General features: G+C 33.5%; 19 protein-coding genes and 3 tRNA genes. 19 read left to right on the top strand and 3 right to left on the bottom strand.

Annotated elements, in window-relative coordinates; translation table 11 throughout:
* Positions 1-45: 45 nt before the first annotated feature.
* Positions 46-705: a ribonuclease HII gene (locus IQ05_RS01430; RefSeq protein ID WP_144889126.1), complete on the bottom strand. Its 660-nt coding sequence runs from the start codon at positions 703-705 to the stop codon at positions 46-48.
* 184 nt (positions 706-889) lie between these two features.
* On the opposite strand from IQ05_RS01430, the gene IQ05_RS01425 reads away from it, so the two are divergent.
* From IQ05_RS01425 to IQ05_RS15480, 10 genes are all read left to right on the top strand, one after another.
* Positions 890-3,952, top strand: a complete 3,063-nt coding sequence (locus IQ05_RS01425; RefSeq protein ID WP_144889125.1) for a SusC/RagA family TonB-linked outer membrane protein — start codon at positions 890-892, stop codon at positions 3,950-3,952.
* Positions 3,953-3,969: 17 nt separating this feature from the next.
* The gene (locus IQ05_RS01420; RefSeq protein ID WP_144889124.1) at positions 3,970-5,598 is read left to right on the top strand and encodes a RagB/SusD family nutrient uptake outer membrane protein; all 1,629 of its coding nucleotides are present in this window, start codon (positions 3,970-3,972) and stop codon (positions 5,596-5,598) included.
* A 355-nt stretch (positions 5,599-5,953) separates the two neighbouring features.
* Complete coding sequence (locus tag IQ05_RS15325) at positions 5,954-6,109, top strand: hypothetical protein (RefSeq protein ID WP_158634564.1); 156 nt, start codon at positions 5,954-5,956, stop codon at positions 6,107-6,109.
* A 572-nt stretch (positions 6,110-6,681) separates the two neighbouring features.
* Positions 6,682-9,903, top strand: coding sequence for a SusC/RagA family TonB-linked outer membrane protein (locus tag IQ05_RS01415; RefSeq protein ID WP_144889123.1), 3,222 nt, complete (start codon positions 6,682-6,684; stop codon positions 9,901-9,903).
* Between the two features lie 12 nt (positions 9,904-9,915).
* Positions 9,916-11,412, top strand: coding sequence for a RagB/SusD family nutrient uptake outer membrane protein (locus IQ05_RS01410; RefSeq protein WP_144889122.1), 1,497 nt, complete (start codon positions 9,916-9,918; stop codon positions 11,410-11,412).
* A gap of 118 nt (positions 11,413-11,530) precedes the next feature.
* Positions 11,531-13,489, top strand: a complete 1,959-nt coding sequence (locus tag IQ05_RS01405; RefSeq protein WP_144889121.1) for a putative porin — start codon at positions 11,531-11,533, stop codon at positions 13,487-13,489.
* Between the two features lie 183 nt (positions 13,490-13,672).
* The gene (locus tag IQ05_RS01400; RefSeq protein WP_144889120.1) at positions 13,673-15,034 is read left to right on the top strand and encodes a pyridoxal-phosphate dependent enzyme; all 1,362 of its coding nucleotides are present in this window, start codon (positions 13,673-13,675) and stop codon (positions 15,032-15,034) included.
* 157 nt (positions 15,035-15,191) lie between these two features.
* Positions 15,192-15,674 (top strand): 3'-5' exonuclease, encoded by a 483-nt coding sequence (locus tag IQ05_RS01395; RefSeq protein ID WP_144889119.1) that lies wholly within the window; start codon positions 15,192-15,194, stop codon positions 15,672-15,674.
* 92 nt (positions 15,675-15,766) lie between these two features.
* A complete protein-coding gene (locus IQ05_RS01390) occupies positions 15,767-17,038 on the top strand; it encodes a DUF2851 family protein (RefSeq protein WP_144889118.1) in 1,272 nt (423 codons plus the stop codon).
* Between the two features lie 61 nt (positions 17,039-17,099).
* Entirely contained in the window at positions 17,100-17,327 is a 228-nt protein-coding gene (locus IQ05_RS15480) for a PspC domain-containing protein (RefSeq protein ID WP_144889117.1), read from the top strand.
* 44 nt (positions 17,328-17,371) lie between these two features.
* On the opposite strand, the gene IQ05_RS01380 is transcribed toward IQ05_RS15480, so the two are convergent.
* Positions 17,372-18,835 (bottom strand): amino acid permease, encoded by a 1,464-nt coding sequence (locus IQ05_RS01380; protein ID WP_144889116.1) that lies wholly within the window; start codon positions 18,833-18,835, stop codon positions 17,372-17,374.
* Between the two features lie 237 nt (positions 18,836-19,072).
* Here IQ05_RS01380 and IQ05_RS01375 point away from each other — a divergent pair, with 237 nt between their 5' ends.
* Together IQ05_RS01375 and IQ05_RS01370 are read left to right on the top strand one after the other, a co-directional pair.
* Positions 19,073-19,969, top strand: coding sequence for a ComEA family DNA-binding protein (locus IQ05_RS01375; protein ID WP_144889115.1), 897 nt, complete (start codon positions 19,073-19,075; stop codon positions 19,967-19,969).
* A 161-nt stretch (positions 19,970-20,130) separates the two neighbouring features.
* Positions 20,131-21,300, top strand: a complete 1,170-nt coding sequence (locus IQ05_RS01370; protein ID WP_144889114.1) for an acyl-CoA dehydrogenase family protein — start codon at positions 20,131-20,133, stop codon at positions 21,298-21,300.
* A gap of 160 nt (positions 21,301-21,460) precedes the next feature.
* Here the strand turns inward: IQ05_RS01370 and IQ05_RS01365 are convergent, their stop codons facing one another.
* Complete coding sequence (locus IQ05_RS01365) at positions 21,461-22,339, bottom strand: endonuclease/exonuclease/phosphatase family protein (RefSeq protein ID WP_244289509.1); 879 nt, start codon at positions 22,337-22,339, stop codon at positions 21,461-21,463.
* Positions 22,340-22,620: 281 nt separating this feature from the next.
* On the opposite strand from IQ05_RS01365, the gene rpsU reads away from it, so the two are divergent.
* From rpsU to tuf, 7 genes are all read left to right on the top strand, one after another.
* A complete protein-coding gene (rpsU, locus tag IQ05_RS01360; RefSeq protein WP_035670421.1) occupies positions 22,621-22,815 on the top strand; it encodes a 30S ribosomal protein S21 in 195 nt (64 codons plus the stop codon).
* A 68-nt stretch (positions 22,816-22,883) separates the two neighbouring features.
* Positions 22,884-23,789 carry a tyrosine-type recombinase/integrase gene (locus IQ05_RS01355; RefSeq protein ID WP_144889112.1) on the top strand — a complete coding sequence of 302 codons (906 nt, stop codon included), beginning with the start codon at positions 22,884-22,886 and terminating at the stop codon, positions 23,787-23,789.
* A 22-nt stretch (positions 23,790-23,811) separates the two neighbouring features.
* Positions 23,812-24,114 carry a ribosome hibernation-promoting factor, HPF/YfiA family gene (hpf, locus tag IQ05_RS01350; protein ID WP_144889111.1) on the top strand — a complete coding sequence of 101 codons (303 nt, stop codon included), beginning with the start codon at positions 23,812-23,814 and terminating at the stop codon, positions 24,112-24,114.
* Between the two features lie 90 nt (positions 24,115-24,204).
* Positions 24,205-24,278 (top strand) — tRNA-Thr (locus tag IQ05_RS01345).
* Positions 24,279-24,309: 31 nt separating this feature from the next.
* Positions 24,310-24,390 (top strand) — tRNA-Tyr (locus tag IQ05_RS01340).
* Positions 24,391-24,466: 76 nt separating this feature from the next.
* Positions 24,467-24,538, top strand: a tRNA-Thr gene (locus IQ05_RS01335).
* 52 nt (positions 24,539-24,590) lie between these two features.
* A complete protein-coding gene (gene tuf / locus IQ05_RS01330) occupies positions 24,591-25,778 on the top strand; it encodes an elongation factor Tu (protein ID WP_144889110.1) in 1,188 nt (395 codons plus the stop codon).
* Positions 25,779-25,824: the final 46 nt, after the last annotated feature.

Here is a 25,824-nt window from a genome sequence, read left to right as displayed (position 1 = left end):
TGAAAGTTTTAAAAAAGTATAATTATAGTAATTTGATTGGCCATTTTATAAATTAAGCTTTAATTGTTCAGGTAGAAGTTTAAAACTCAAACGATGGTATTTTGTGATACCATATTTTTTTATCGCCTCTCTATGGTCTTTAGTGGGGTATCCTTTATTTTTATTCCAGTTATACATAGGGAATTCTTCATGAATACGGTTCATGTATTCATCCCGATACGTTTTGGCTAGTATTGAAGCTGCAGCTATGCTTTGGTACTTTGCATCACCTTTTATTATACATGCACTTGGCGTGTTAGTTAAGAAGTCTATTTCATCTGCAGTAAAAAGTAAACCGCCGCGATTTTTAATTCCAGTTTTAGGTAAAAAAGGAGAGTTACCATCTATAATTATGGATAAAGGCTTTGGATTTAATTTTAATACGCATTCCTGCATGGCTTTTATTGATGCATTCAAAATATTGATTTCATCAATAATTAAAGGTTCAAGATGCGTAACAGCATAGGACAGCGCTTTTTCTTGAATAATAGGTCTTAATTCATTTCTGTTTTTTGCGGATAATTTTTTGCTATCGTTTAACATTGGGATTTCACAGTTAACTGGAAGTATGACAGCTGCCGCGGTTACAGGTCCAGCAAGACAGCCTCTACCGGCTTCGTCGGCTCCTGCTTCTAGGGATGTACTCAAATGGTGAGATAGCAACATATATTTTTTTTGTAAAATTAGGATTAAAATTGAAAGAGTATGAATCTTTCGGGTAAGATGTGTGAGTAATCTGCAGGATTTTTAATTTAATAATAACATGATTTGTGTTAAATTCTCTAAAAATTTGTTTTTTTAAGAATTTATTATGATTTTTGTTACATAACTAAATCAAAACATATTTAATATGAGATCAAAATTTAAATGGATTTTTACGCTTTTACTAGCGTTCTCTATGCAGTTTTCTTTTGCACAAGAAAGAACTATCTCAGGTGTAGTATCAGATGCTACTGGACCGATACCTGGAGCGAATGTTCTTGTTAGAGGAACAAAGGTTGGTGTTCAAACTGACTTGTCAGGTAAATACACTATTAAGGTATCAATAGGACAGACATTGGTTTTTTCATTCATAGGTATGAAAGAATCTGTTGTAGAAGTTACAGGGACATCAACAGTTAATGTAAAATTGCAAGATGCAAATAATACATTAGAGGAAGTTGTTGTTGTAGGTTACGGTACACAAAAGAAAAAAGACGTAACAGGCGCTATTACATCAATTAAGGGTAGTGCTATAGCGAATTTAGCTACGCCTAGTTTTGAATCGCAACTTGCTGGTCGAGCTGCCGGAGTACAAGTCACAACTAACTCTGGAGTATTAGGTCAAGCACCTGTAATTCGTATCCGTGGAGTTGGATCTATTTCATCTGGTACTTTTCCATTAGTAGTGGTAGATGGTGTGCCAATTTTTACTGGCGATGTAGGTGGATACGCTAACACAAACGCCTTAGGAGATATCAACCCAGCAGATATCGAATCAACTGAAGTTCTTAAAGACGGATCAGCGACTGCTATCTATGGATCTAGAGCTGCAAACGGGGTAATTTTAATTACAACGAAAAAAGGTAAAGGTGGTAGATTTACAGCAAACTACAATACTTACATTGGTGTTTTACAACCAGTAAAGTTCCTAGATTTATTAAAAACTCCTGATTTCATAACGATTTCGAACGAGAAAAGAAGCAACAGAGGAGTTTCAGCATGGGCTAACGGAACTGCTTTCAACACTGATTGGCAAAAAGCTGTTCTTAGATCAAATGCTTTACAAGTAGATCACAATTTATCCCTATCTGGTTCAACAGATAAAACAAGTTATTACTTCTCGATGGGGTACAACAATCAAGAGGGTGTGGCGCTATCTAATGAGCAAACAAGATACAATCTTAGAGGAAATGTTGATCAAAAGATTAGACCTTGGTTAACAATAGGAACAAATATTGCTGTTTCTAGAACTACAAACACAGGATTAAATGTTGGTACGAACAGTTTATCTGGATTAATGTTTAATGCAGCGAGACAATTGCCAAATACGCCAGTATTTGATGTAACAAATCCAACTGGCTATAACATAAGCGGTCCGTCTGTAGGGCAAGGAGAAAATTTATCAATTATTGCAAATAACATACCAAACATAAGATATGTTTTAGATAATAATGTTTTAAGATCTAAAATAGATAGAACTTTGGCAAGCTTGTACGCAAATATTAAATTTTCTAACAGCTTAAACTTTAAAACTCAAGCAAGTGTTGATGCAATTGGAACTGAAGGGTTTACTTATTTAAATCCTATTAATGGAGATGGAGTTGGTGTAGCTGGATTGATCAGAAATGACTTTTCTAACTTAACGCGTTGGAATGTTCAAAACGTTTTATCTTATAATAAAACATTTGGAGAATCACACAATGTATCAGCGACGGGTATATATGAGGCGCAACAACAAAGAGTAAGTAACTTCTTTGCTGGTGGTAATGGTTTATCATCAACTTTCTTCAATCAAAATGTAATTTCTGGATCATACACGACACCAATTTCGGGAGGATCACTTTCAGAAAATGGAATTATATCTTATGCGGCTAGATTAAACTACAATTACAAAGAGAAATATTTTGTACAAGGTTCTATCCGTACAGATGGAATTTCTTCATTACCGACAGCAAATAAATGGGGAACTTTCCCTGGGGTATCTGCCGGTTGGACAGTAAGTAAAGAAAACTTCATGGCTGGTCTAGAAAATATCGTTTCTGACTTTAAATTAAGAGCATCTTATGCTGAAGTTGGGAATGTGAACATAGGGAACTACCCTTATCTAGGATTATATAATAATGCAAAATATGCAGATTATAACGGTATTGCTTATTCACAAGCAGGAAACGATCAATTAAGATGGGAAACATCTCTAAAAACAGACTACGGAGTTGATTTAAGTTTATTTAGTAATCGCTTAAGATTAACTTATGACTACTTCATTAATAATCAGAATGGTTTAATTTTAGCAGTGCCACAACCAATTTCTTTAGGTGTACCAGGAAACTCAATATCTCAAAATATTGGAGCTTTAAAAAATACTGGACATGAATTTTCTTTGGATTTTGACGCTTTTAGAGGTGGAAAATTTAATTGGAACATCAACGCTAACGTATCATTTGTTAAAAGTGAAGTCGTAACATTGGTTAATGGGCAAGACATATTAACTGGTGACAACTTACTTAGAGAGGGCGAATCACCAAACGCTATTTTTGGATTTAAATATTTCGGAGTGAATCCTGCAAACGGAAATCCAGTATACTACAAAAACGATGGATCATTAGTTCAAGGAAATATTGACACTCAAGCGTACAGGGTTTTTAACCCAGCCAATCCAGCTGATATCTCTGTCGCATCATCTTTGACAGCAGCAGACAAAAGCATTATAGGTAATGTACTTCCTACTTACTTTGGGTCTATTATAAACACAATGAAGTATAAAAATTTAGATTTTACTTTCATGTTTCGTTTTAGTGGAGGAAATAAAATTTTCAATGCAACAAGAAGAGAAGGTTTAGGACAAAACTTTAACAATAACAGTACTGAAATTCTTGGTAGATGGCAAAGTGCTGCAAATCCTGGAGATGGATGGACACCTAGACTTAGAGATGACAGAGAAACCTTTATTAACATCAATCAAGCATCAACTAGATTCATAGAAAATGGTGACTTTGTAAAGCTTGATAATATAACACTTGGTTATAGTTTTGGTAGAAAATTTACAGAAAAATTAAATATTGATAAATTTAGATTTTATGTACAAGGACAAAATCTACTTGTAATTACAAAGTATAAAGGTTTAGATCCAGAAATGGAAATTGGAGGTGTAGATTTAAATGGAACACCAAGAACGACAATATTTACAATGGGGCTAAATGTTAGTTTCTAATTCAAAAAATAAATAAGATGAAAAATAAAAATAAATTCTTAAATAGTTGGGGTTCAAAATTTTTAGCTTCAGTATTTTTGACAACTACGTTATTCACGTCATGTAGTGAGGAAAAAACCATCGAACTAGAACCGTTTAACAGTATCTCTGAAAATGCTGCATTTACTACACCTGCACTTATAGAACTATCTGTAACGGGAATGTACAACGCTGCTGCGCTAGGAGACTTTAATGGTGGAAATCCCAGAGGTTATATCTTTGGTGCTGCATTTGTGCAACAAGGAGATAATAGAGGTGAAGACGCTGTAAACTTAGCTACGTTTTATCAATTAACCTATACAGGAACCTACGACACGACAACTGCTAATAATACCTATTATTGGGCTGATGGATATCGTTTAATCAACAGAGCTAACATAATAATTGAAGGAGTAACTAATGCATTAAAAGCTGGTACTATTACTCAAGCAGTTGCTGATGATTACATTGGACAAGCAAAGTTTTTTAGAGCTATTGCACACAATGAAATTTTAATACATCATGCGAGACCATTCCAAGATAATCCAAGTACTAATCTTGGGATTCCCTACAGAGAAATTCCAAATAATACTGCTACAAATATTGAGGCAAGTCTTTTACAAGGTAGAAATACCGTTGCTGAATGCTATACTAAAATTTTAAAAGACCTTGATGATGCGGAAACATTAACTGCCTCAAAAAGCGTTAGAGCGGGTACAGCTAAAATTGAGAGAATAACTAAAGAAGCAGCAATCGCTTACAAAACTAGAGTATATTTGCACATGCGCAGATGGGATAAGGTAATTTCAGAAGGAATTAAACTAAATGGATCGTATACAATGACGGCTAACCCTGATACTCCTTTCTCGAATAACTTAAGCAATACAGAGTCAATTTTCTCTCTTGCTCAAAGTGCAGTTAATAATCCTGGTGCAAACGGTGCATTAGCAAATATGTATCATCCTCCTGTTCCTGCTGCCTCAAATGGTAGAGGTCTAGTAGCGATCAGTCCAATAATTTGGAGAAATTCAAGTTGGTTATCTGATGATAAACGTAGAGCAGAAGGAACTATGGTTTTAACTGGAATAACTGGGTATTATCCAGGAACTAAATTTACTAAAAAGTATAAAGATGGTGTAAATAAGACAGATGCTGCGCCGATTATCAGATATGCAGAAGTTGCTTTAAATATGGCTGAAGCTTATGCTAGACAAAATGATGTGGTTAATGGATTAGCACGTTTGAACTCGGTTAGAGATCGTTCGTTAGCAACGCCAGCAACTCAATCTTATACTGCTACTTCATTTGCTAACAATGTAGAATTATTGAGAGCCATTTTAGTAGAAAGAAGAATAGAATTTGTAATGGAAGGGCGTAGATGGGCAGATATTAGCAGGTTGCAAAATGATGACTTAGCTCCAATTGTAGGTATACCTGCAAAAGTTGCAAATGGTGGATTTTCAAGTTTAGCACTTGCAGCGCCTGCATATGCATTAGGAACGCCTTATACTGGAGCGTTAACTGTGAATGCCATTCCTTACTCAGACTTTAAATTTATATGGCCAATACCAATATTAGAAACTAATTCAAACCCAACTTTGAAAGGACAACAAAATCCGGGTTGGTAGTTTGGTTTATTGATTTTTTTTATAAAAGCTGCAAGTTTACTTGTAGCTTTTATTATTTTACAATCACTTTTAAATCAAATCGCAATAGAAAGATGTATTTAACTTTTACGAGAAAGCTTTAGCTGACCTGACATCATGAGACTTGGTAAAAATTTTGATACAAAAGATTCTACTCATGCTGCGTTATCAACAGATAGGTAGTATTTATAGCTAATTCCTTTAAATGAATTGCTTTACAATAATCTTTGTGTTTAAAATCCAGTACATTAATAATAGAAAACCTTCTCGATTTTGAGAAGGTTTTTTTTGTAAACTTTGTCTTGTCCTGAAATAGTGATACACAAAAAGTACCGTTATGGAAAATCATCAAGTAAGTCGCTATGTAAAGCGTACTCAAAAAGATTACTCGATGTCTTTTAAATTACAAATTGTTCAAGAAATAGAGCATGGTCAACTCTCTACTACAGAAGCTACAAATAATATAGTATTCAATGTAGAAAGATTGTTGTAGAGTGGCTTAAAAAATTAGATGTCAATAATCCTTCCAATGGTGTTATTACTTTACAGTTATTCTTTAAAGATATTTGGAGGTAGATAGGATCGACTTTTTATTGATTTTATCAGGTGTTGATCAAAACATATTAAATAGAGTAAAATCTATTTTTTTATAAATAAAGATTAGGCCTAATTCAATAAACGATATCTTCAATGAAGTTTTTGCGTATTAATCAAATGAGGATATAGCTTTTTAAATTTTTAAAAAATTAGAAAAACTTCGCTCCGTTAAGAAAATAGATGGTGAAAATGTATTAAATACTGCTTCTGTTTACGTTTAAGTACGATAATAAAAAATTTATTTTCTTGTAGTTAAACAAGTTTAAAAGTAATCGATATAGGAAATTGATAAAAACCAATATTTTAATAAATATAATAGCACAAAATTCAGATTCTGTTTTTTTTTAACAATCTATTACCGACTTGTGACTATATTTAGGGAATTATTAATATTAACTATTAAAAGTTTGTTAATTAATAATTAATTAATAGTTTTGTGTTTTAACAAACTCAAAAAAAAATAAATTTATGAGATCAAAATTCAAATGGATTTTTTCGTTGCTATTGGCACTGTCAATGCAATTTGCTTTTGCACAGGAGAGAACTATTACGGGGACTGTAACAGATGCGTCAGGTCCGATTCCAGGAGTGAACGTTTTAATTAAGGGTTCTAAGTCTGGTGTGCAAACCACATTAGATGGTTCGTATTCGATTAAAGCAAAAATTGGAGATGTTTTGGTTTTTTCATTTGTAGGGATGAATGATAAACTTCTAACTGTTGGAGCTTCAACTACTTTAAATGCAAGGTTGGACACCGGAGTGAGTCTAGAGGAGGTTGTTGTTGTGGGTTATAGAACAGTATCAACTCGATCTTTTACTGGTTCTGCCAAACAAATCAAAGCCGAAAATATCGAAAAAAAGAGCGTATCAAATATTTCACAAGCTTTAGCTGGTGAGGTAGCCGGTGTTAGAGTAATTAACACCTCTGGACAGCCTGGTGCTTCGGCTACTATTCGTGTTCGTGGTATTGGTTCTGTTAACGGTAATAGAGCTCCACTTTATGTGGTAGACGGTATACCATACAGCGGTACTTTAAACTCAATTAACCCAACTGATATAGCTTCGACGACTGTATTGAAAGATGCAGAGGCTACTGCTATTTACGGTTCGCGAGGAGCTAATGGTGTTATTCTTATTTCTACTAAAGCAGGTAAGACTAATTCAAGCTACATTGAAGTAGATACTAAAATTGGGGTTAATTTTTCTTTACTACCTAGGTACAATACAGTTCGATCTCCTGAAACATATATTCAATATGCTTGGGAGTCTTTAAAGAATCAAGGAACTTACGTAAATAATTTGTCAGCAGCAAATTCTATTACTTATGCCAATCAAAGTTTATTTAATCCTACTAATGGAGGTATTAACCCTACTTACAATATGTGGAATGTAACGGATGGTGCTGGTTTGATTGATCCTACTACTGGCCTTGTAAAAGCAGGTGTGACTCGCCGTTATAATCCAGAAAACTGGGCAGATTTTGGGTTCCAGAATTCTATTCGTCAAGAGGCTAATTTAACAATGGCTGGAGGTCAAGGAAACACAAAATATTATAGCTCTATCGGTTATTTGAATGACCAGGGATATATTGCTAATTCAAGTTTTGACCGTATTACGACACGTTTAAATGTTACACATCAGGTGAAACCATGGTTGTCTGGAAATGTGAATTTTGGTTACACCAATTCTACAACAAACAATAATGGTCAATCTTCTGATTCGGGAAGCGTTTTCTGGTTCGTAGATAACCTTCCTGCAATTTATCCATTATTCAAGCGTGATGCTTCAGGTGCTATCATACAAGATCCTATCTATGGCGGTGGAATTTATGATTATGGAGAAACAAGAGGTTTTGGTGGTTTGACAAATGCAATCTCAGATGCAATTCGTAGCACTAACGAAACAAAACGCAACGAGCTTAATTTTAATACTTCATTGGATTTTAAAATTACAAATTTCCTGAAATTTGAAACTAAATTTGGAGCGCAATACTACAATAACGCTTATACAAATCAAGAAAATCCATTTTATGGCCCTTCTGCTTCGCAAAATGGTTCAGTATACAAGCAAAATACGGAATTGTTGAATTACAACTTTCAAAAGTTATTGCGATTTAACAAGGTTTTTGGAAATCATAAAATTGATGCGCTCTTAGCTCATGAAAATACGAATTATGAAAACAAAGTTTTGACGGCATCTAAATATAATTTATTAGATCCTGATGGAACTGAGTTAGGAAATGCTGTGGTTAGTAATCCTTCGGACTCTTTTACAGATAGATTCACTTTAGAGAGCTTTTTTGGACAATTGTCATATAGTTTAAAAGACACTTATTACCTTTCAGGAACTGTTAGGAGAGATGGGTCATCAAGATTTCTTAACGAAAAATGGGGAACTTTTGGAGCTGTTGGAGCTGGATGGGTAGTTTCTAATGAAGCATTCTTACAAGACTCAAGTTGGATGAAATACTTGAAGTTAAAAGCAAGTTATGGTGTAATAGGTGATCAAGGGGGTGCCTCTTTATATTCTGGATATGATTCTTATTCAATTAATAACTTAAACGATCAAATCTCGATAGGATTTAATTCTAAAGGTAATCCTGATTTAACATGGGAAACCTCTAACATGTTTCAAACTGGTGTTGAATTTAGATTGGGTAAGTTTTTAGACGTGAATGTTGAATACTACAACAAAGTGACAGACAACTTATTCTTTAACAGACGTGTTGGTCCTTCAGTAGGATATGCTTCAATTTTTGTGAACGATGGTGCTTTAGTAAATAATGGTTTAGAATTTGATGTAACAGGACACGTACTGAAAGGGAATGATTACTTCCTGGATGTAACTGTGAATGGAGAGATCATTGAAAATAAATTAACACGTATGCCTATTGATCCGGCGACTAATCAACAAAAAATTATTGATATTGATGGTATTTATGGTAGAGCAGTAGGGCATTCTATATTTGATTTTTATCTGAGAGAATGGGCTGGAGTAGATCCTACTGATGGTCGTGCTCAATGGAATGCGTATTATTTCGATGCCAATGCAAATGGTGCTCGTGACGCAGCAACAGAGCCTTTTATAACATCTATGGAAGAATATGTTAAGACTAATCCAAACAATGTAAGCGGTATAGCTCAAACGGTAACTAAGACTTATGCCCAAGCTGCTGTAAAGTATGTAGGTAAAACGGCTGTGCCTAAGGTTAGAGGTGCTTTAAATCTTAGCTCAGGTTTTAAAAGTTTTGATTTATCTGTTCAGTTATTGTATAGTTTCGGTGGCTATTCATATGATGGTGCATACGCTGGTTTAATGAGTACTGGTCAAGCGGGTTCAAATAACTGGCACGAGGACATACAAGCTCGTTGGCAAAAACCAGGGGATATCACTAATGTTCCAAGATTGTCAAATGGTAACGATGCGAATGCAAATTCAGCTTCTACTCGTTTCCTTACAAAAGCAGACTATATTTCTTTAAATAACGTGAAGTTAGGTTATACTCTTCCAAAAGAGATTGTTTCTAGAATAGGTTTAGCCAATTTAAATTTCTGGGTTTCTGGAGATAATTTATGGTTGAAGTCAGAGAGAAATGGTTTTAATCCATCTACAAGTGAGGCAGGTTCTTCGGATACTTACCGTTATTCACCCCTTTCTACAGTTTCATTTGGAGCACGTGTAAAATTTTAAAAAATTTAAATTATGAAAAAAATATTAATATTTAGTTTAGTGGTCTCCACACTTTTTATCTCTTGTGATTCAGAGTATTTAGATACACTACCTGATGGTGCCACTACTACTGATGCACAGTTGGCAGATATTGCAGAAATCAACCCTAAAGTCTTAAACGCATTACTTTCGGGTGTTTACTCTTCCATGTACACCACTGGAAGTGGAGGTACCGGCGATCATAGTGATTTTGGTCAAAAAGGTGTTGACATTACCTTAGATTTATTAACCTCTGATATGGCCTATACGGCAAATAATTATGGGTGGTATCAAGGTATAACGCAATTGACTGCCACTCCAAACTTTGCTAATAATGAAAATTATAAGCCTTGGAGATATTATTACAGAATTATTTTTGGTGCTAACCAAGTTATAGACGCTTTAGGAGGCACTAATGCTGTTCCTGTAGATCAAGAGGCAAAATTTATTATGGGTCAAGCCAAAGCTCTTCGTGCATACGGATATTTTTATCTGTCTCAATTATATGCAATTAAGTACGATGCTAGCGCTTTGATATTGCCTATATACACTGATGCAAAATCAGCAAATCAACCAAAGAGTAGCACAGCAGATGTTTATGCTTTGATGGTTAAAGATTTGACAGAGTCTATTTCTTATTTAGATGGCTATTCTCGTAGTGCAAAATTTAATATTGATAAAAATGTTGCTAAAGGATTGTTAGCATATGTATATAGTTCACGTGCAACTCCTGATGATTTAGGGAAAGTAGTTTCGTTAACTAATGATATTTTAGCTGCCTACCCATTGACTACTAAAAGTCAAGCTGCTGCAGTTCTTTCAGGAACTGGTGCTTTAACTAATCCTGATTCTGGTTTTAATAATGTTAATACTCCTAGTTGGATGTGGGGTGTTGATTTAACTAACGCAATCAATCTTGATTTAATTTCTTGGTGGGGACAAATGGATTTCTTTACCTATAGTTATGCATGGGCTGGAGATCCTAAAAATATCGATAGAGATTTGTTTCTTTCCATCCCTACGACCGATATTAGAAGAACACAGTTTTCTGCATCTGGTAGACCTTCAAGTAAATTTTTTGATCCTAAACGTGTAGTTGGTGGACAAAGAGTAATCGAAACTGACTATATCTACATGAGATCAGATGAGTTCTTATTAATGAACGCTGAGGCAAATGCTAAGTTAGGCTTTGATGGTCCAGCGATTACAAGTTTAAAAAAATTGTTGAGTATCCGTTTCAATGCGCCAGCTGATTATGCATACGTTGATGCTTTAACTGGTACTGCGTTGCAAAACGAAATTTATACACAAACTCGTAGAGAGTTGTGGGGTGAAGGTAAAGTGTATTTAGCGATGAAGCGTAATAAAAAAGGAAGTGTAAGAGCAACCAATCACCTTTATTTAAAAGGACAAAGTTTTGCTTTTGATGATCCACGTTTATCTTTTTTAATTCCTCAACAAGAAACATTGAATAATCCTTTTATTGATTAATCAAAATATAATTTTGTAAAACCCGCTTTATAGCGGGTTTTTTTATTTTAAATAGTATTTTCATTTACCTTTGTTGGAATAAAATATATTTACAATCTACTAATTAGATTTCTTTCAAATGAGAATATTATTATTGTTTTGTTTTTTATCACTGCCAGCTTTGTTTTACTCGCAAGGGCGTAAGCTTGGAAAAATGGGTAATGTTGATGCATATAAAAGTACGGAACCTATCAAATCGAAAAAAGAAAAAATAGCATCAATTGATCTTTATAAAGTAATCACGATTGATAACGACACTACTTATATAGACACTTCTTTGACCATTCAAAAAGAATATAGTCATAACTATCTTCGAAAAGATATTTTTGGTTTACTTCCTTTTGCAAATGATGGGCAAACATATAATACCTTACAGTATAGCCTAAGAGAGTACAACCCATTACCTGAGTTTGGCTTTAAAGCCAAGCATTTTAATTTTTTAGAAGCACAGGATTTACGGTATTATTCGGTTGCTACGCCTGTTACCGAGTTGTATTTTAAAACTACCATAAATAGAGGTCAATCTGTAGACGCTTTTATTACTCTGAATACGTCAGAAAATCTTAATTTTTCTATTGCATATAAGGGACTTCGGTCTGAGGGGGAATATCTGAACCAATTATCTAGTACGGGTAATTTTAGGTTTACTACTAGCTATAATACAAAGAACAAGCGTTATTTTGCAAAGGCGCATTACACTTTTCAAGACATTTTAAATGAAGAGAATGGTGGCATTACTACTATTGAAGATTTTGAAAGTGAAAACACAAGCTTTAATAATAGACAGCGGTTTGAAGTGTATTTTACAGATGCAAAGTCTTTCCTAAAAGGGAAAAGAGTTTTTCTGGATCATAATTTTAGAATAAATCCGGAAAAAGGGAATACAAATTTGTATGTTTCGCATCAAGTTAATTATGAGAATAGATTTTTCGAATACAATCAGCGTACAGTTCCCTCAACGGTAGGTTCTTCAGCTGTTGAACGTTTTGGTGATTCGTTTATTAATTCCAATATAAACGACCAAACCCGCTATAATAAATTGTACAATAAAGTAGGGGTGACGTTAGAAAACAGTTTATTGGGTAAGTTTTATTTTTTTATTGATGATTTTAGATCAAATTCGTATTACAATAGGATTTTAATTTTTAACAATCAAACTAATATTCCTAATTCCTTAAGTCAAGATATTAATACCATATCAGGTAAATACGCTTTTTATCAAAAAAAAATCTCTGGTGATTTCTCGTATCAACGATCCATAACACCGCAATCTTTATCAAATCTAGATGCAAATTTTATATTTAATTTTAATGAAGATTTTCAACTGTCTTTACAATATCAAAATTTGAATAAGTTGCCAAATAATAATTATAACTTATACCAAAGTAGTTATATACAGTACAACTGGTCTAATGATTTTAAAAATGAAAAAATCAATAGAATAAATGCTAATGTAGTTTCTCCTTGGGTTGAAATTGATTTTCAATATACCATACTTAATGATTATTTATACTTTGCTAACATTGCAAACAACCAGCAAAAAAGTGTTCGGACTCAAATTGTGACACCTGCTCAGTATAATGGAACTATAAATTATGCTTCTTTAAAGTTAAGTAAAGAAATTAGTTTTGGTAATTTTGCTCTTGACAATACTGTTTTATTTCAAAAAACAACACAAGATGAACTTGTTTTAAACGTGCCGGAAGTGGTAACAAGAAATACGATTTATTATTCTAATTATTTCTTCAAAAATGCATTGTTTTTACAAACGGGAGTTTCGTTAAATTATTTTTCAAATTACTTTGCGAATGAATACAACCCGTTAATTGGCGAGTTTTTTGTTCAAAACGAGAAACAAATTGGGAATCACCCAAATTTAGATTTTTTTATAAATGCCAAAATTCAAAGGACTAGAATTTACTTAAAAGCAGAACATTTTAATTCAAGCCTTACGGGTAATAATTTTTATGCTTCACCTAATAATCCATCTCGTGATTTCACAATTCGTTTTGGTTTAATCTGGAACTTTTTCAATTAATTTCAATTTTCTTTAGGGCGTTTTTCCGTGCTATGCGCTATATCTTTTCTTGCTTAAAGAAAGCAAGAAAAGGATGCCGCTTCTATCACGAACGCAATCTGTCTTATACAAGAATATTACTTGCAAAAATGTTATCTTTGCACCATTATAGACTACAATATATCATTTAAAATTTATAACCAAATGCGCTACGCCGAAAATATATTAGGAACAATAGGCAACACACCTTTAGTAAAACTAAATAGAGTAACCGCCGAAGTGGATGCTCTTGTACTTGCAAAAGTAGAAACTTTTAATCCAGGAAATTCTGTAAAAGATAGAATGGCAGTTAAAATGGTTGAAGATGCCGAGGCTGATGGTAGATTACAACCCGGAGGAACCATAATTGAAGGTACTTCAGGGAATACAGGAATGGGACTTGCACTAGTTGCTATCATTAAAGGATACAAATTAATCTGTGTTATTTCTGATAAACAATCTAAAGAAAAAATGGATATTCTACGTGCCGTAGGAGCAAAAGTTGTTGTTTGTCCTACTGATGTAGAGCCTACTGATCCAAGATCATATTACTCAGTTTCAAAACGGCTAGCTGAGGAAACACCTAATTCATGGTATGTCAATCAATACGATAATCCATCTAATGCAATTGCGCATTATGAGCAAACGGGTCCAGAAATTTGGGAACAAACTAACGGTAAAATTACCCATTTCGTGGTAGGTGTTGGTACGGGTGGAACGATATCAGGTACTGCTAAATATTTAAAAGAACAAAATCCAAACATCAAAATTTGGGGAATTGATACTTACGGATCTGTATTTAAAAAATATCATGAAACCGGAATTTTTGATGAAAACGAAATTTATTCCTATATCACCGAGGGTATAGGGGAAGATATTCTTCCTAAAAATGTTGATTTTTCCCTTATTGATGGGTTTACAAAAGTTACAGATAAAGATGCGGCAGTTTACACTCGGAAAATTGCACTTGAAGAAGGAATTTTTGTAGGGAACTCGGCAGGTGCTGCCATTAAAGGTTTGCTTCAATTAAAAGAACATTTTAAGCCAGAAGACGTAGTTGTTGTGCTTTTTCATGATTCAGGAAGCCGTTACGTAGGGAAAATGTATAATGATGAATGGATGCGTGAACGTGGATTTTTAGAAGAAGAAGTAACTAAGGCAGAAGATGTTATAAAAGATCATATTGATAAGCCACTTATTGTTGTTCGCACCGAAGAGTTGGTTTCACATGCTATTGAGCGCATGCGTAAATACAAGATTTCTCAAATTCCGGTAATTGACATTACTGGTTTTGTAGGCTCTGTTGACGAAAGTGATTTGTTTCAAAGTTATGTTGCTGATAAAAATGTAGCTGATAAACCGATAAAAGAGGTTATGGGTAAACCTTTTCCAATAGTGAAGCAGGGAACACCTATTGAAGAGGTTTCTAAATTATTCACAAAAGAAAACGAAGCTGTTTTAGTTGAATTAGCAAATGGGAATCACCATATTATTACTAAATATGATATTATTGGTTCTATTAAATAAATAGTTATAAATAGTATTAGAGGCCTACATTGTTTTTACTTTGTAGGCTTTTTTTATTTTATTGAAATTATTTCACGAATAGGTTAAAAGTTATTTGGAGTATGAGGAACTTATTTTTGATGTATATTTGTAAATATTACCTTAATATAGAAATAAAGTGACTTTTACTGCAATAGATTTTGAAACAGCAATTGGTTATCACCCTTGCTCTGTAGGTATTGTAACCGTTGAAAACGGTATCATTGTTGATGAATTTGTTACCTTGATACAACCACCTAATAATTACTATTCCCCATACACAATTCAAGTGCATGGTATTCATCCATACGATACAGAGTACGCAAAGACTTTTGCTGAAATATATCCTGAAATCCACAAAAGGCTTTATAATCGTGTAATTGTTGCTCATAATGAGAGTTTTGATAGGAATGTTTTGGCTAAGTCCATGGCGAATAACTATTTAGATTATTCGGATCTAAATATCGCTGATCGATGGGAATGTACGGTCAAAATATACCGAGGAAAAGGATTTAAGCCTACAAAACTGAGTGATTGTTGTCGAGAAATGAACATAGAACTTAACCACCATGAAGCGCTGTCTGATGCGCGAGCTTGTGCACAATTGTACTTATTGAAATAGATAGTACTTAGCTTGTTTACCTTAAATTCGAATTATGTTTTGCTCAGAATAGATTATTTCACTAATTTAGTAAGTAGTGAAATATAAACAATATGAAAGAAGATTTTCTTCATTACATCTGGAGATTTAAAAAATTCAATATTCTAGATTTGAAAACACATCAAGGTGAATCCTTGACTATCATAAATGTTGGGCAGTATTTAGAACTTTCGGGCCCTGATTTTTTTAATGCTCAAATCCTTATTGAGGGTCAAAAATGGGCTGGAAATGTTGAAATACATATAAAATCTTCTGATTGGTATGTACATCATCACGAAAAAGACGATGCCTACGATAGTGTTATTTTGCATGTAGTTTGGGAACATGACACCGAAATTCACCGAAAAAACAATACCGAAATACCAGTTTTAGAGCTTAAAAATTATGTTGATCCCTCAATTCTTAGCAACTATCAATCTCTTGTAGCTCCTAAATCTTGGATTTTCTGCGAGAAACAAATTAATCAAGTTGATGAGTTTGTATTGAAAAATTGGCAAGAACGATTGTTTTTTGAACGTTTAGAACGTAAATCAAAACCTATTTTCGATTTATTAAATCAAACTAATCAAGATTGGGAAGCGGTTTTATTTTGTCTTTTGGCCAAAAATTTTGGCTTAAACACCAACGGAGACACTTTTTTAAAAATTGCACAATCTATTCCATTTGCTACCATTAGAAAAGAAAGTTTTGAAGTTGAAAATTTAGAAGCTTTAATTTTTGGTACCGCAGGTTTATTAGATGCTGATAAAGAGGATAACTATTTTAAGGATTTGAAATTCAGGTATTTTTATTTACTTCATAAATACCAGCTTGATAAAGAAATTATAGAGCCTGTTCAGTTTTTTAAACATCGCCCAGATAATTTTCCCACAATTAGACTTTCTCAATTGTCAAATTTGTACCATTTACATCAAAATTTATTTTCAAAAATTAGTGCTTTAAAGTCTTTACAAAGTTGTTATAATTTGTTTCAAATTCCTTCATCGTTGTATTGGAATACACATTATCAGTTTGATAAAGTAAGTCCTAAAAAGAATAAAAGGCTCTCTAAATCATTCGTTGATTTGATTGTAATCAATACCATAATTCCGATACAATTTGCCTATCTAAAGAGTCAGGGTAAAGAAATAGCAGAGGATTTTATCAATTTGCTTATGGAAATTGCACCAGAGAAAAATTCGATTGTGGATAAGTTTACCTCTTTCGGAATAGTTTCAAAAAATGCTTTTTATTCACAATCACTTTTGCAATTGAAAAATGAGTATTGCAACCAAAGTTTGTGTTTACAATGTAGTATCGGTATGGATTTGCTCAAAAACAAATAGACAAGAATAAGAAGATGTGATTATAGAGTTGTATTTTTGTATTTATTAAATTCATTCCTAGATGTCAGCAATTTTAAAAATAAAATTTTTTTTCGAAAAACACGGATTTCATGTTTCTTCCAGATTAGCAGATACTCTTGGAATGCGGGCAAGTAGTGTGCGTCTTTTTTTTATATACCTTTCCTTTGTCACTGCTGGATTATGGTTTGCAGTGTATCTTACGCTCGCATTTTGGATGAAGTTAAAAGATCTCATAAGGGCAAAACGAACTTCAGTATTTGATTTGTAAAATAAATAAAAAAAGGCTCCTAATTATTAGGAGCCTTTTTAATTTTAGTTTTGTGGGTTGTTCAATTTAGAATTTCTTTTTCCGTAAAGGAAGTAAATTAAGAGACCTATTCCTAACCAGCCCATCGAGAATTTTTGAGCATCTAAACTTAGTTGAGTCATTAAATAAATGTTAATTGCTATACCACAAACAGCAATTACTGGTAAAGCAGGTACTTTAAAAGTTCGTTCTAAACCAGGTTGTTTAATTCTCAGAATCCACACAGCGACACATACCATTGTAAAGGCGAATAAAGTTCCAAAACTACACATTTCTGCTAATTTACTAATCGGTGTAAAGGCAGCAACAGTAGCAATAAATCCACCTAAGATCATCAAGTTTGTTTTTGGCGTACCAGATAAAGGATTAACCTTTGAGAAAACAGGAGGAATCAAACCATCTTTTGACATTCCTAAGAATATACGTGACTGTCCCATGATCATTACCATTAATACTGATATCAAACCTACAGTAGCAGCTATTGTAATAATATAACCAGCCCATGCTTGTCCAGCAATATCAAATGCATAAGCTACGGGAGCTTTAATAGCTTCAGGATATTTTCCTAGTGGGTTAAAGTCTTGGTAGCTAATCATACCTGTTAAAACTAATGATACTAATATGTAAAGAATTGTACATACTAATAATGATACAATAATAGCAAATGGAACGTCCTTTTTAGGATTGATTGCTTCACCAGCTTGAGTAGAAACAGCATCAAAACCTACATATGCAAAGAAAATGGCCGCAGCTCCGGATATAATACCTTTGAGTCCGTAAGCTTGATGCGGTTTTTCATCAACTATAATAGTTTGTACATCAGGTATAAATGGAGACCAGTTGTCTACATTTATGAAGAATGCACCAGCAATAATTACAAAAATTACAGCAGATACTTTTAAGATTACAATAAAGTTGTTAGCGCTAGCTGCCTTTTCAGTACCTTTTATTAATAAAGATATGACCAAAATTACAATTAAAAAAGCGGGTAAGTTCATTGAAAATCCTTCGCCAGTATAACTCGCTGGGTCAGTGGTAAGCCACTCAGGGAGTTTTATACCAAACATTTTCAGCATTTTATTGAAATAGCCTGACCACGAAACGGCGACAGTCATAGATCCCATAGCATATTCAAGTATTAATCCCCAGCCAATTATCCAAGCAAATATTTCTCCAATAGTTCCATAAGCATAGGCATAAGCAGATCCTTCTACAGGTAAAATAGAAGCAAATTCAGAATAGCACAACGCTGCAAATACACAGGCAATACCCGCAATAACAAATGAAAGTGCTAGTGCTGGTCCAGCATGATTATAGGCTCCTGTACCTGTAAGAACGAATATTCCTCCTCCGATAATAGCTCCAATACCAATTGCAGTAAGGCTCCACTTTCCTAAAACTCTTTTTAATTGACTTTTTTTCATATCAGCTTCAAAAGCTGATACTGGTTTAACTCTCCAAATTGACATGGTTGTTTAATGTTTTAAGTTATTAAGCTCCAAATGTATTGTTTTTTATAAAAAATAAAAACAATAATTGATTTTTAACTCATAAAAAATGTTTTAAAATCCTTTTTCATGTCTTTTTTGTCAATTTATTATAATTACTCTTATATTTTTGGTTTAAATACTCATATTTTTTAAGGATTGATTCTATATTTTTTTTATTTTTATATTCATTTAACTTTTAATGATTTCAATCAAATTATGAACTTCAAAGCTTTTGAATCCTTTTTAAAGTTCAATAAAGAACAACGTTTTGGAATTATAGCATTATTTACCATCATTATTTTTTTACAAATATGCTATTATTGTTATGATTTTAGTACTACTATTAAACAGTCACCGCAGGAGTTACAGTGGATTGCGTTGCAGTCAACTTTAGATTATGAGAAGAATGTTACTGAAAATTTACCAAAACAACAGTATGCATTCAATCCCAATTTTATTTCAGATTACATAGGCTATAAATTAGGAATGTCTACACAAGAAATAGACAGGTTACTTGCTTTTAGAAAGCAGAATAAATTTGTGAACTCCCCAGAAGAATTTCAGCGGGTAACACAAATTTCAGATTCATTACTTGAAACCATGTCTCCCTTGTTTAAGTTCCCTAATTGGGTTGAGTATAAAAAAGGCACGTCTCCTTATAAAGAATATAAAAATCAGGAGTATCAGGCTTTCGCCAAAAAAGAAAAGGTATCAGTATTAGATATCAATCAAGCCGATAAAGAAGGTTTGATGAAGGTCTACGGAATAGGAGATGCTATTTCTACCCGAATTTTAAAACAAAAAGAAACTCTTGGAGGGTTTGTCTCAATGGAGCAAATGGATGAAATATGGGGACTGTCACCAGAAGTTTTAGAAAAACTGAACATTCATTTTAAAGTTGGAACACTTCCTAATATCAAGAAAGTTGACATCAATAATGCGTCTTTAAAAGAACTTAGCACGTTTCATTACTTTAGATATGCACTTGCTAAAGAAATTGTAACATATAGAAGTATGAATGGAAACATAAAAAATATTGAGGATTTAACAAAAATTAAGGGATTTCCTGTTGATAAAGCAAAAATAATTGCCTTATATTTGGACTTTAAATAGAACTATCAAAAAACTAGAATAAAAAGTACGTTTTTTTATCATAATTTGTAAAATGTTATTTTATTGTTCTTTCCAATTTTGATTTTTTGGCACTTATCAAGAAACTGACTTTGTATCTAGTTTCTATCAATTTAAAATTTGTTAAAAAGAAAAAAAAACATATGAATTCAATTTACTTCACAGAGGAGCATCAAGCATTTAGAGAAAGTTTAAAAGGTTTTTTACAAAAAGAAGTAGTTCCGCACATTGAGAAATGGGAAAAAACAGGAACAATAGAGCGCTTTATTTGGGAGAAATTCGGGGAAATGGGTTATTTTGGTATAGCTTACCCAGAGGCATACGGCGGTCTTGGTTTAGACTTATTTTACACGGTTATTTTCCTTGAGGAATTACAAAAAATAAAATCATCAGGTTTTGCTGCAGCCATGTGGGCTAATGCTTATTTGGCTATGACACACTTAAATGCCGAAGGTGATGAAAGGATAAAACAAGATTACTTGGTCCCGAGTATCGCTGGAAAGAAAATAGGTGCTTTATGTATCTCGGAACCTTTTGGAGGTAGCGATGTTGCGGGAATGCGCACTAACGCCGTTAAAAAAGGGGACAATTATGTAATTAATGGATCAAAAACATTTATTACTAATGGTATATATGCTGATTATTACATTGTGGCTGCCAAAACAAATCCAGAACTTGGTAACAAGGGAATTAGTATTTTTTTGATGGATACGGGTTTGAAAGGAATATCAGCTTCAAAACTTGATAAACTAGGTTGGAGAGCATCTGATACAGCTGAAATTGCTTTTGATAATGTAGAAATCCCTGCTGAAAATTTAATGGGTGAAGAGGGTAAAGGATTTCCTTATATCATGCAGCATTTTGCTTTAGAGCGTTTGATTATGGCAATTAATGCACACGCTAGAGGTGAATATGCTATTGATTATACTATTGAATATATGTCACAACGTGAGGCTTTTGGTAAAAAAATCAGTAAGTTCCAAGCATTAAGACATACGCTTGTAGAACATGCAACGGACGTAGAGCATTGTAAAATTTTCAATTATGCTGCAGTAGCCCGTCTTGATAAGGGGGAATATGTAGTTAAAGAAGCAACAATGGCAAAATTAAAATCTACAAAAGTAGCCGATGAGACCATTTACAGTTGTTTACAAATGTTAGGAGGCTACGGTTACATGGAAGAGTATCCATTGGCACGCTTGTTTAGAGATAGTCGTCTAGGGCCTATTGGTGGAGGAACATCAGAAATCTTAAAAGAAATTTTAGGAAAAATGATTATTGATAATCAAAATTATGAGCCGGCTGTGAAATAATAGCTGGTCTGAAATTATTTCAAACAAAGGATATTGAGTTTAAAAAATTTCTATTTTTCTAATTTTTGGAGATAAAAAAATAGTTAAATTAAAGAAATAGCGATTTACAAAAAGTTGTATAATGCGTCAGTATTTTTTAAAACTATAAAGAAAGCGACAATCAGTTACGATTGTCGCTTTTTTCGTTTATGCCTTCTTCGATTATTTCTTGAACAATCTCATGCTCTCCTTCTTCTAAGTTTTCTGTTAAGTGTTGTTGTACGGATGTTTTCTTGTTGATGAAAAACTTTGCATATATTGGAAAATGATCAGATCCAAAATGTTCTAAACTTTTTAATTTATCAATAAATACATCTGGTGTGTGAAACATTAGATCAATAGGGAATCTTAAAAACCAATATTTGGTATGAAAACTTGAAATGAATCCGCGACCAATTCTTCCGTCAATTGTCTCGCTGGTTTTTCTAAAAAGGATTGAGGATTTTGCCCAAGCTACATTATTGAAATCCCCAACTACAACACAGGTATCGGCGTTTTGTTTTATTTTTTTTGCAATACTCAAAAGTTCTCCATCACGCTCTTTAGAATTTTCTTCTTCAGTAGGACTTGGCGGTGGAGGATGAACGGCAAAGAAAGTGAATTCAAAATTGTCAGCAGTTCTTATTTTAGCCTCAATACTGGGCAGATCATCCGCCACAAAATAATGAACATTGTGATTTGTTATTTTTAATTTAGAATATAAATGCATTCCATAGGTGTTGTCCAAGGCTACTTTGACATTGTATTTGTATTTGTGATCCAAAACTAATAGTGCCTTTTCCCAATTTTCATCAGATTCCATGGTTAAAATAATATCAGGATTGTATTTGTGAACTAAAGCTATAAATTTCTCATGTTCTTTATTTTCTTGAAATACGTTTGCCGAAAGGACAGTAATTAATTCTGAAGAAATATCACAAGCTTCTCTTTGTACTGACTTGTGAAAAGAGGTATACTTATAAAGGGCTGCAAGATGGATTATAATGCTTATTAAAGTCAATAACTGAAGAATCTGTATAGTTCGTCGATTAAGATAAAACTACAGACTAAAGCCGTAATCTGTAAAATAAGTATCTGAATTTTGCCAAACTCAAAAAATCTATAGAACCAATGTGTGAGTGGCATATAGGGTAAAATACTTGCGAAAAGCAATAGGGTAGAAATTACGATAAACCACATAAACTTTATTTTATGGGTAAAATTAAATAAAATTATCCAAACACTTGTTAGTTCACTTTATTATCCTACTTTTGCAGCCTAAAGAAAGGGGGTGTCTATATTATGTTAATTATACCAATTAAAGACGGAGAAAATATCGATAGAGCGTTAAAACGTTACAAAAGAAAATTTGATAAAACAGGAACTGTTCGTCAATTAAGAGCACGTACTGCTTTTATTAAGCCTTCAGTAACGAATAGAATCAAAATTCAAAAAGCGGCTTATATCCAAAATATGAGAGATAACTTAGAGAGTTAATCTATTTTACAGAAAAATAAAACCGTTAGTGATCAAAATTTAATAACTTTGATGCTAACGGTTTTTTTATGGCTACTAATAAAGATGCATTTCGAGATTATCTCACTTTTGAGAAAAAATATTCAGCACACACCATTATGGCTTACTGTGTGGATGTAGATACATTTTCGGATTACATTAAAAAAGAATTTGACCAAGAAACTATAGATCATGTTCATTATGCTCAAATAAGAAACTGGATAGTCTCACTAGTGGATAAGTCGGTTTCGAATAGTTCTGTCAATCGTAAAGTAGCTTCCCTTAAAGCCTACTTTAAATTTTTAATGAAAATAAAGCAAATTGAGACAAGTCCTTTACTAAAACATAAAGCTCTCAAAACAGCTAAAAAAGTACAAATACCTTTTTCGGAAAATGAAATGCAAAATCTTTTGTTTGAAACCCAGCATGCTGAAGGTTTTGAGCAAATAAGAAATGCTCTAGTTGTAGAGTTGTTTTATGCTACCGGTATTCGCCGGACCGAGTTGATACATTTAAAAAATTCAGATGTAAATTTGTTAAACAACACTATAAAAGTATTAGGAAAGCGAAATAAAGAGCGAATAGTTCCGTTGTTGCCTATACTTAAAGATCAAATATCTCGTTATCAAGAAGAAAGAAGAACATTGGATGTAATTAATGATGGAGAGTGTTTTTTTCTAACTAAAAAAGGAGATAAATTAAGTGATTCTTTTGTGTATCGATTAATAAATTCGTACTTTAGTAATATATCTGAAAAGTTAAAAAAAAGTCCTCACATTTTAAGGCATACGTTTGCTACTCATTTGTTAAATAATGGGGCTGATTTAAACTCCGTTAAAGAGTTGCTTGGACATTCAAGTTTAGCTTCTACTCAGGTTTATACCCATAACAGTTTAGCTGAGCTTAAAAATGTATATGCAAAAGCGCACCCGCGAGAAAAGAATAATACAATTTGAACCATTAAAAAAAAAGAAGATTATGAAGGTAAGTGTACACGCAGTTAACTTTACAGTTGACAAGAAGCTAGTTGATTTTGTTCAAGAGCGATTGGATAAATTAGAAAAGTACTATGACAAGGTTGTATCGTCGGATGTTTTTTTGAAAGTTGAGAAAACTAGTGAAAAAGAAAATAAAATTGCCGAAGTAAAAATAATTGTTCCAGGTGATGAATTTCTGGTAAAAAAGCAGTGTAAAACCTTTGAAGAAGCGATAGAGTTGTCTTCAGAATCTCTAGAGCGAATGTTGCTCAAGAGAAAAGAAAAGATTAGTTCTCATATTTAATATAAATTTTTTTCAAAAAATGTTTTGATTGAGAGATAAAATCTATACATTTGCAGTCCGTTAGAAATAGCGGACTTTTTTTATTGATTTGCCAGTGTAGCTCAGTTGGCTAGAGCAGCTGATTTGTAATCAGCAGGTCGTGGGTTCGAGTCCCTCCGCCGGCTCAAATTATTGAGGTATAAAATAAAAAAAGTTGGGGAGATACTCAAGCGGCCAACGAGGGCAGACTGTAAATCTGCTGTGTGAACTTCGCAGGTTCGAATCCTGCTCTCCCCACAAGAAAAACTTGAATTGTGGTTGGTGGATTGAAAAATTCCCAAATTGTAATTCGAGCTCTTTGATAAGAGGTTCTGCCGACTTAGCTCAGAGGTAGAGTGCTTCCTTGGTAAGGAAGAGGTCACGGGTTCAATTCCCGTAGTTGGCTCAAGTAAGTAGGAAATAAAAATTAATATATAACAAGATTAAAATTAAGTAAAATGGCAAAAGAAACCTTTAACCGTTCGAAACCACACTTAAATATTGGTACGATCGGACACGTAGATCACGGTAAAACTACTTTAACAGCAGCAATCACAAAAGTATTATCTGATGCTGGTTACTGTCAAGCAAAATCATTTGATCAAATTGATAATGCTCCTGAAGAAAAAGAAAGAGGTATTACAATTAATACATCTCACGTTGAGTATGAAACTGCTAATCGTCACTATGCACACGTTGACTGTCCAGGTCACGCGGATTACGTGAAGAACATGGTTACAGGAGCTGCTCAAATGGATGGAGCTATTCTTGTTGTAGCTGCAACTGATGGACCAATGCCACAAACACGTGAGCACATCCTTTTAGGTCGCCAAGTAGGTATCCCTAGAATGGTAGTTTTCATGAACAAAGTGGATATGGTTGATGATGCTGAGTTATTAGAGCTTGTTGAAATGGAAATTAGAGACTTGTTGTCTTTCTACGAATATGATGGTGACAACTGTCCAGTTATTCAAGGTTCTGCTTTAGGTGGATTGAATAATGATGCTGCTTGGGTTCCTAAAATTCTTGAATTGATGGAAGCTGTAGATTCTTGGATCGAAGAGCCAATCAGAGATACAGAAAAACCTTTCTTGATGCCAGTTGAGGATGTATTTACAATTACTGGACGTGGAACTGTTGCTACAGGTCGTATCGAAACAGGTATTGCTAATACAGGAGATCCAGTTGAAATCATTGGTATGGGAGCTGAAAAATTGACTTCTACTATCACTGGAGTTGAGATGTTCCGTAAAATCCTTGATAGAGGTGAAGCTGGAGATAACGTAGGTTTATTATTAAGAGGTGTTGATAAAGAATCTATCAAAAGAGGAATGGTTATCATTAAGCCAGGATCTGTTAAGCCACACGCAACTTTCAAAGCTGAGGTTTATATCTTGAAAAAAGAAGAAGGTGGACGTCACACTCCATTCCATAACAACTACCGTCCACAGTTCTACGTACGTACAACTGACGTAACAGGAGTTATTACTTTACCAGAAGGTGTAGAGATGGTAATGCCAGGAGATAACTTAACTATCAATGTATCTTTGTTAAGCCCAATCGCAATGAGCGTTGGTTTACGTTTCGCTATCCGTGAAGGTGGTAGAACAGTAGGAGCTGGACAAGTTACTGAGATTGTAGGTTAATCTACAAAAAAATAAATTCAAAAACAGTGTCGTTTAACGACGACAT

This window comes from Flavobacterium tiangeerense (assembly GCF_007830355.1).
Taxonomy (GTDB): domain Bacteria; phylum Bacteroidota; class Bacteroidia; order Flavobacteriales; family Flavobacteriaceae; genus Flavobacterium; species Flavobacterium tiangeerense.
The sequence above is the reverse complement of the archived record's forward strand: the minus strand, read 5'-3'. Positions and strand labels throughout refer to the sequence as shown.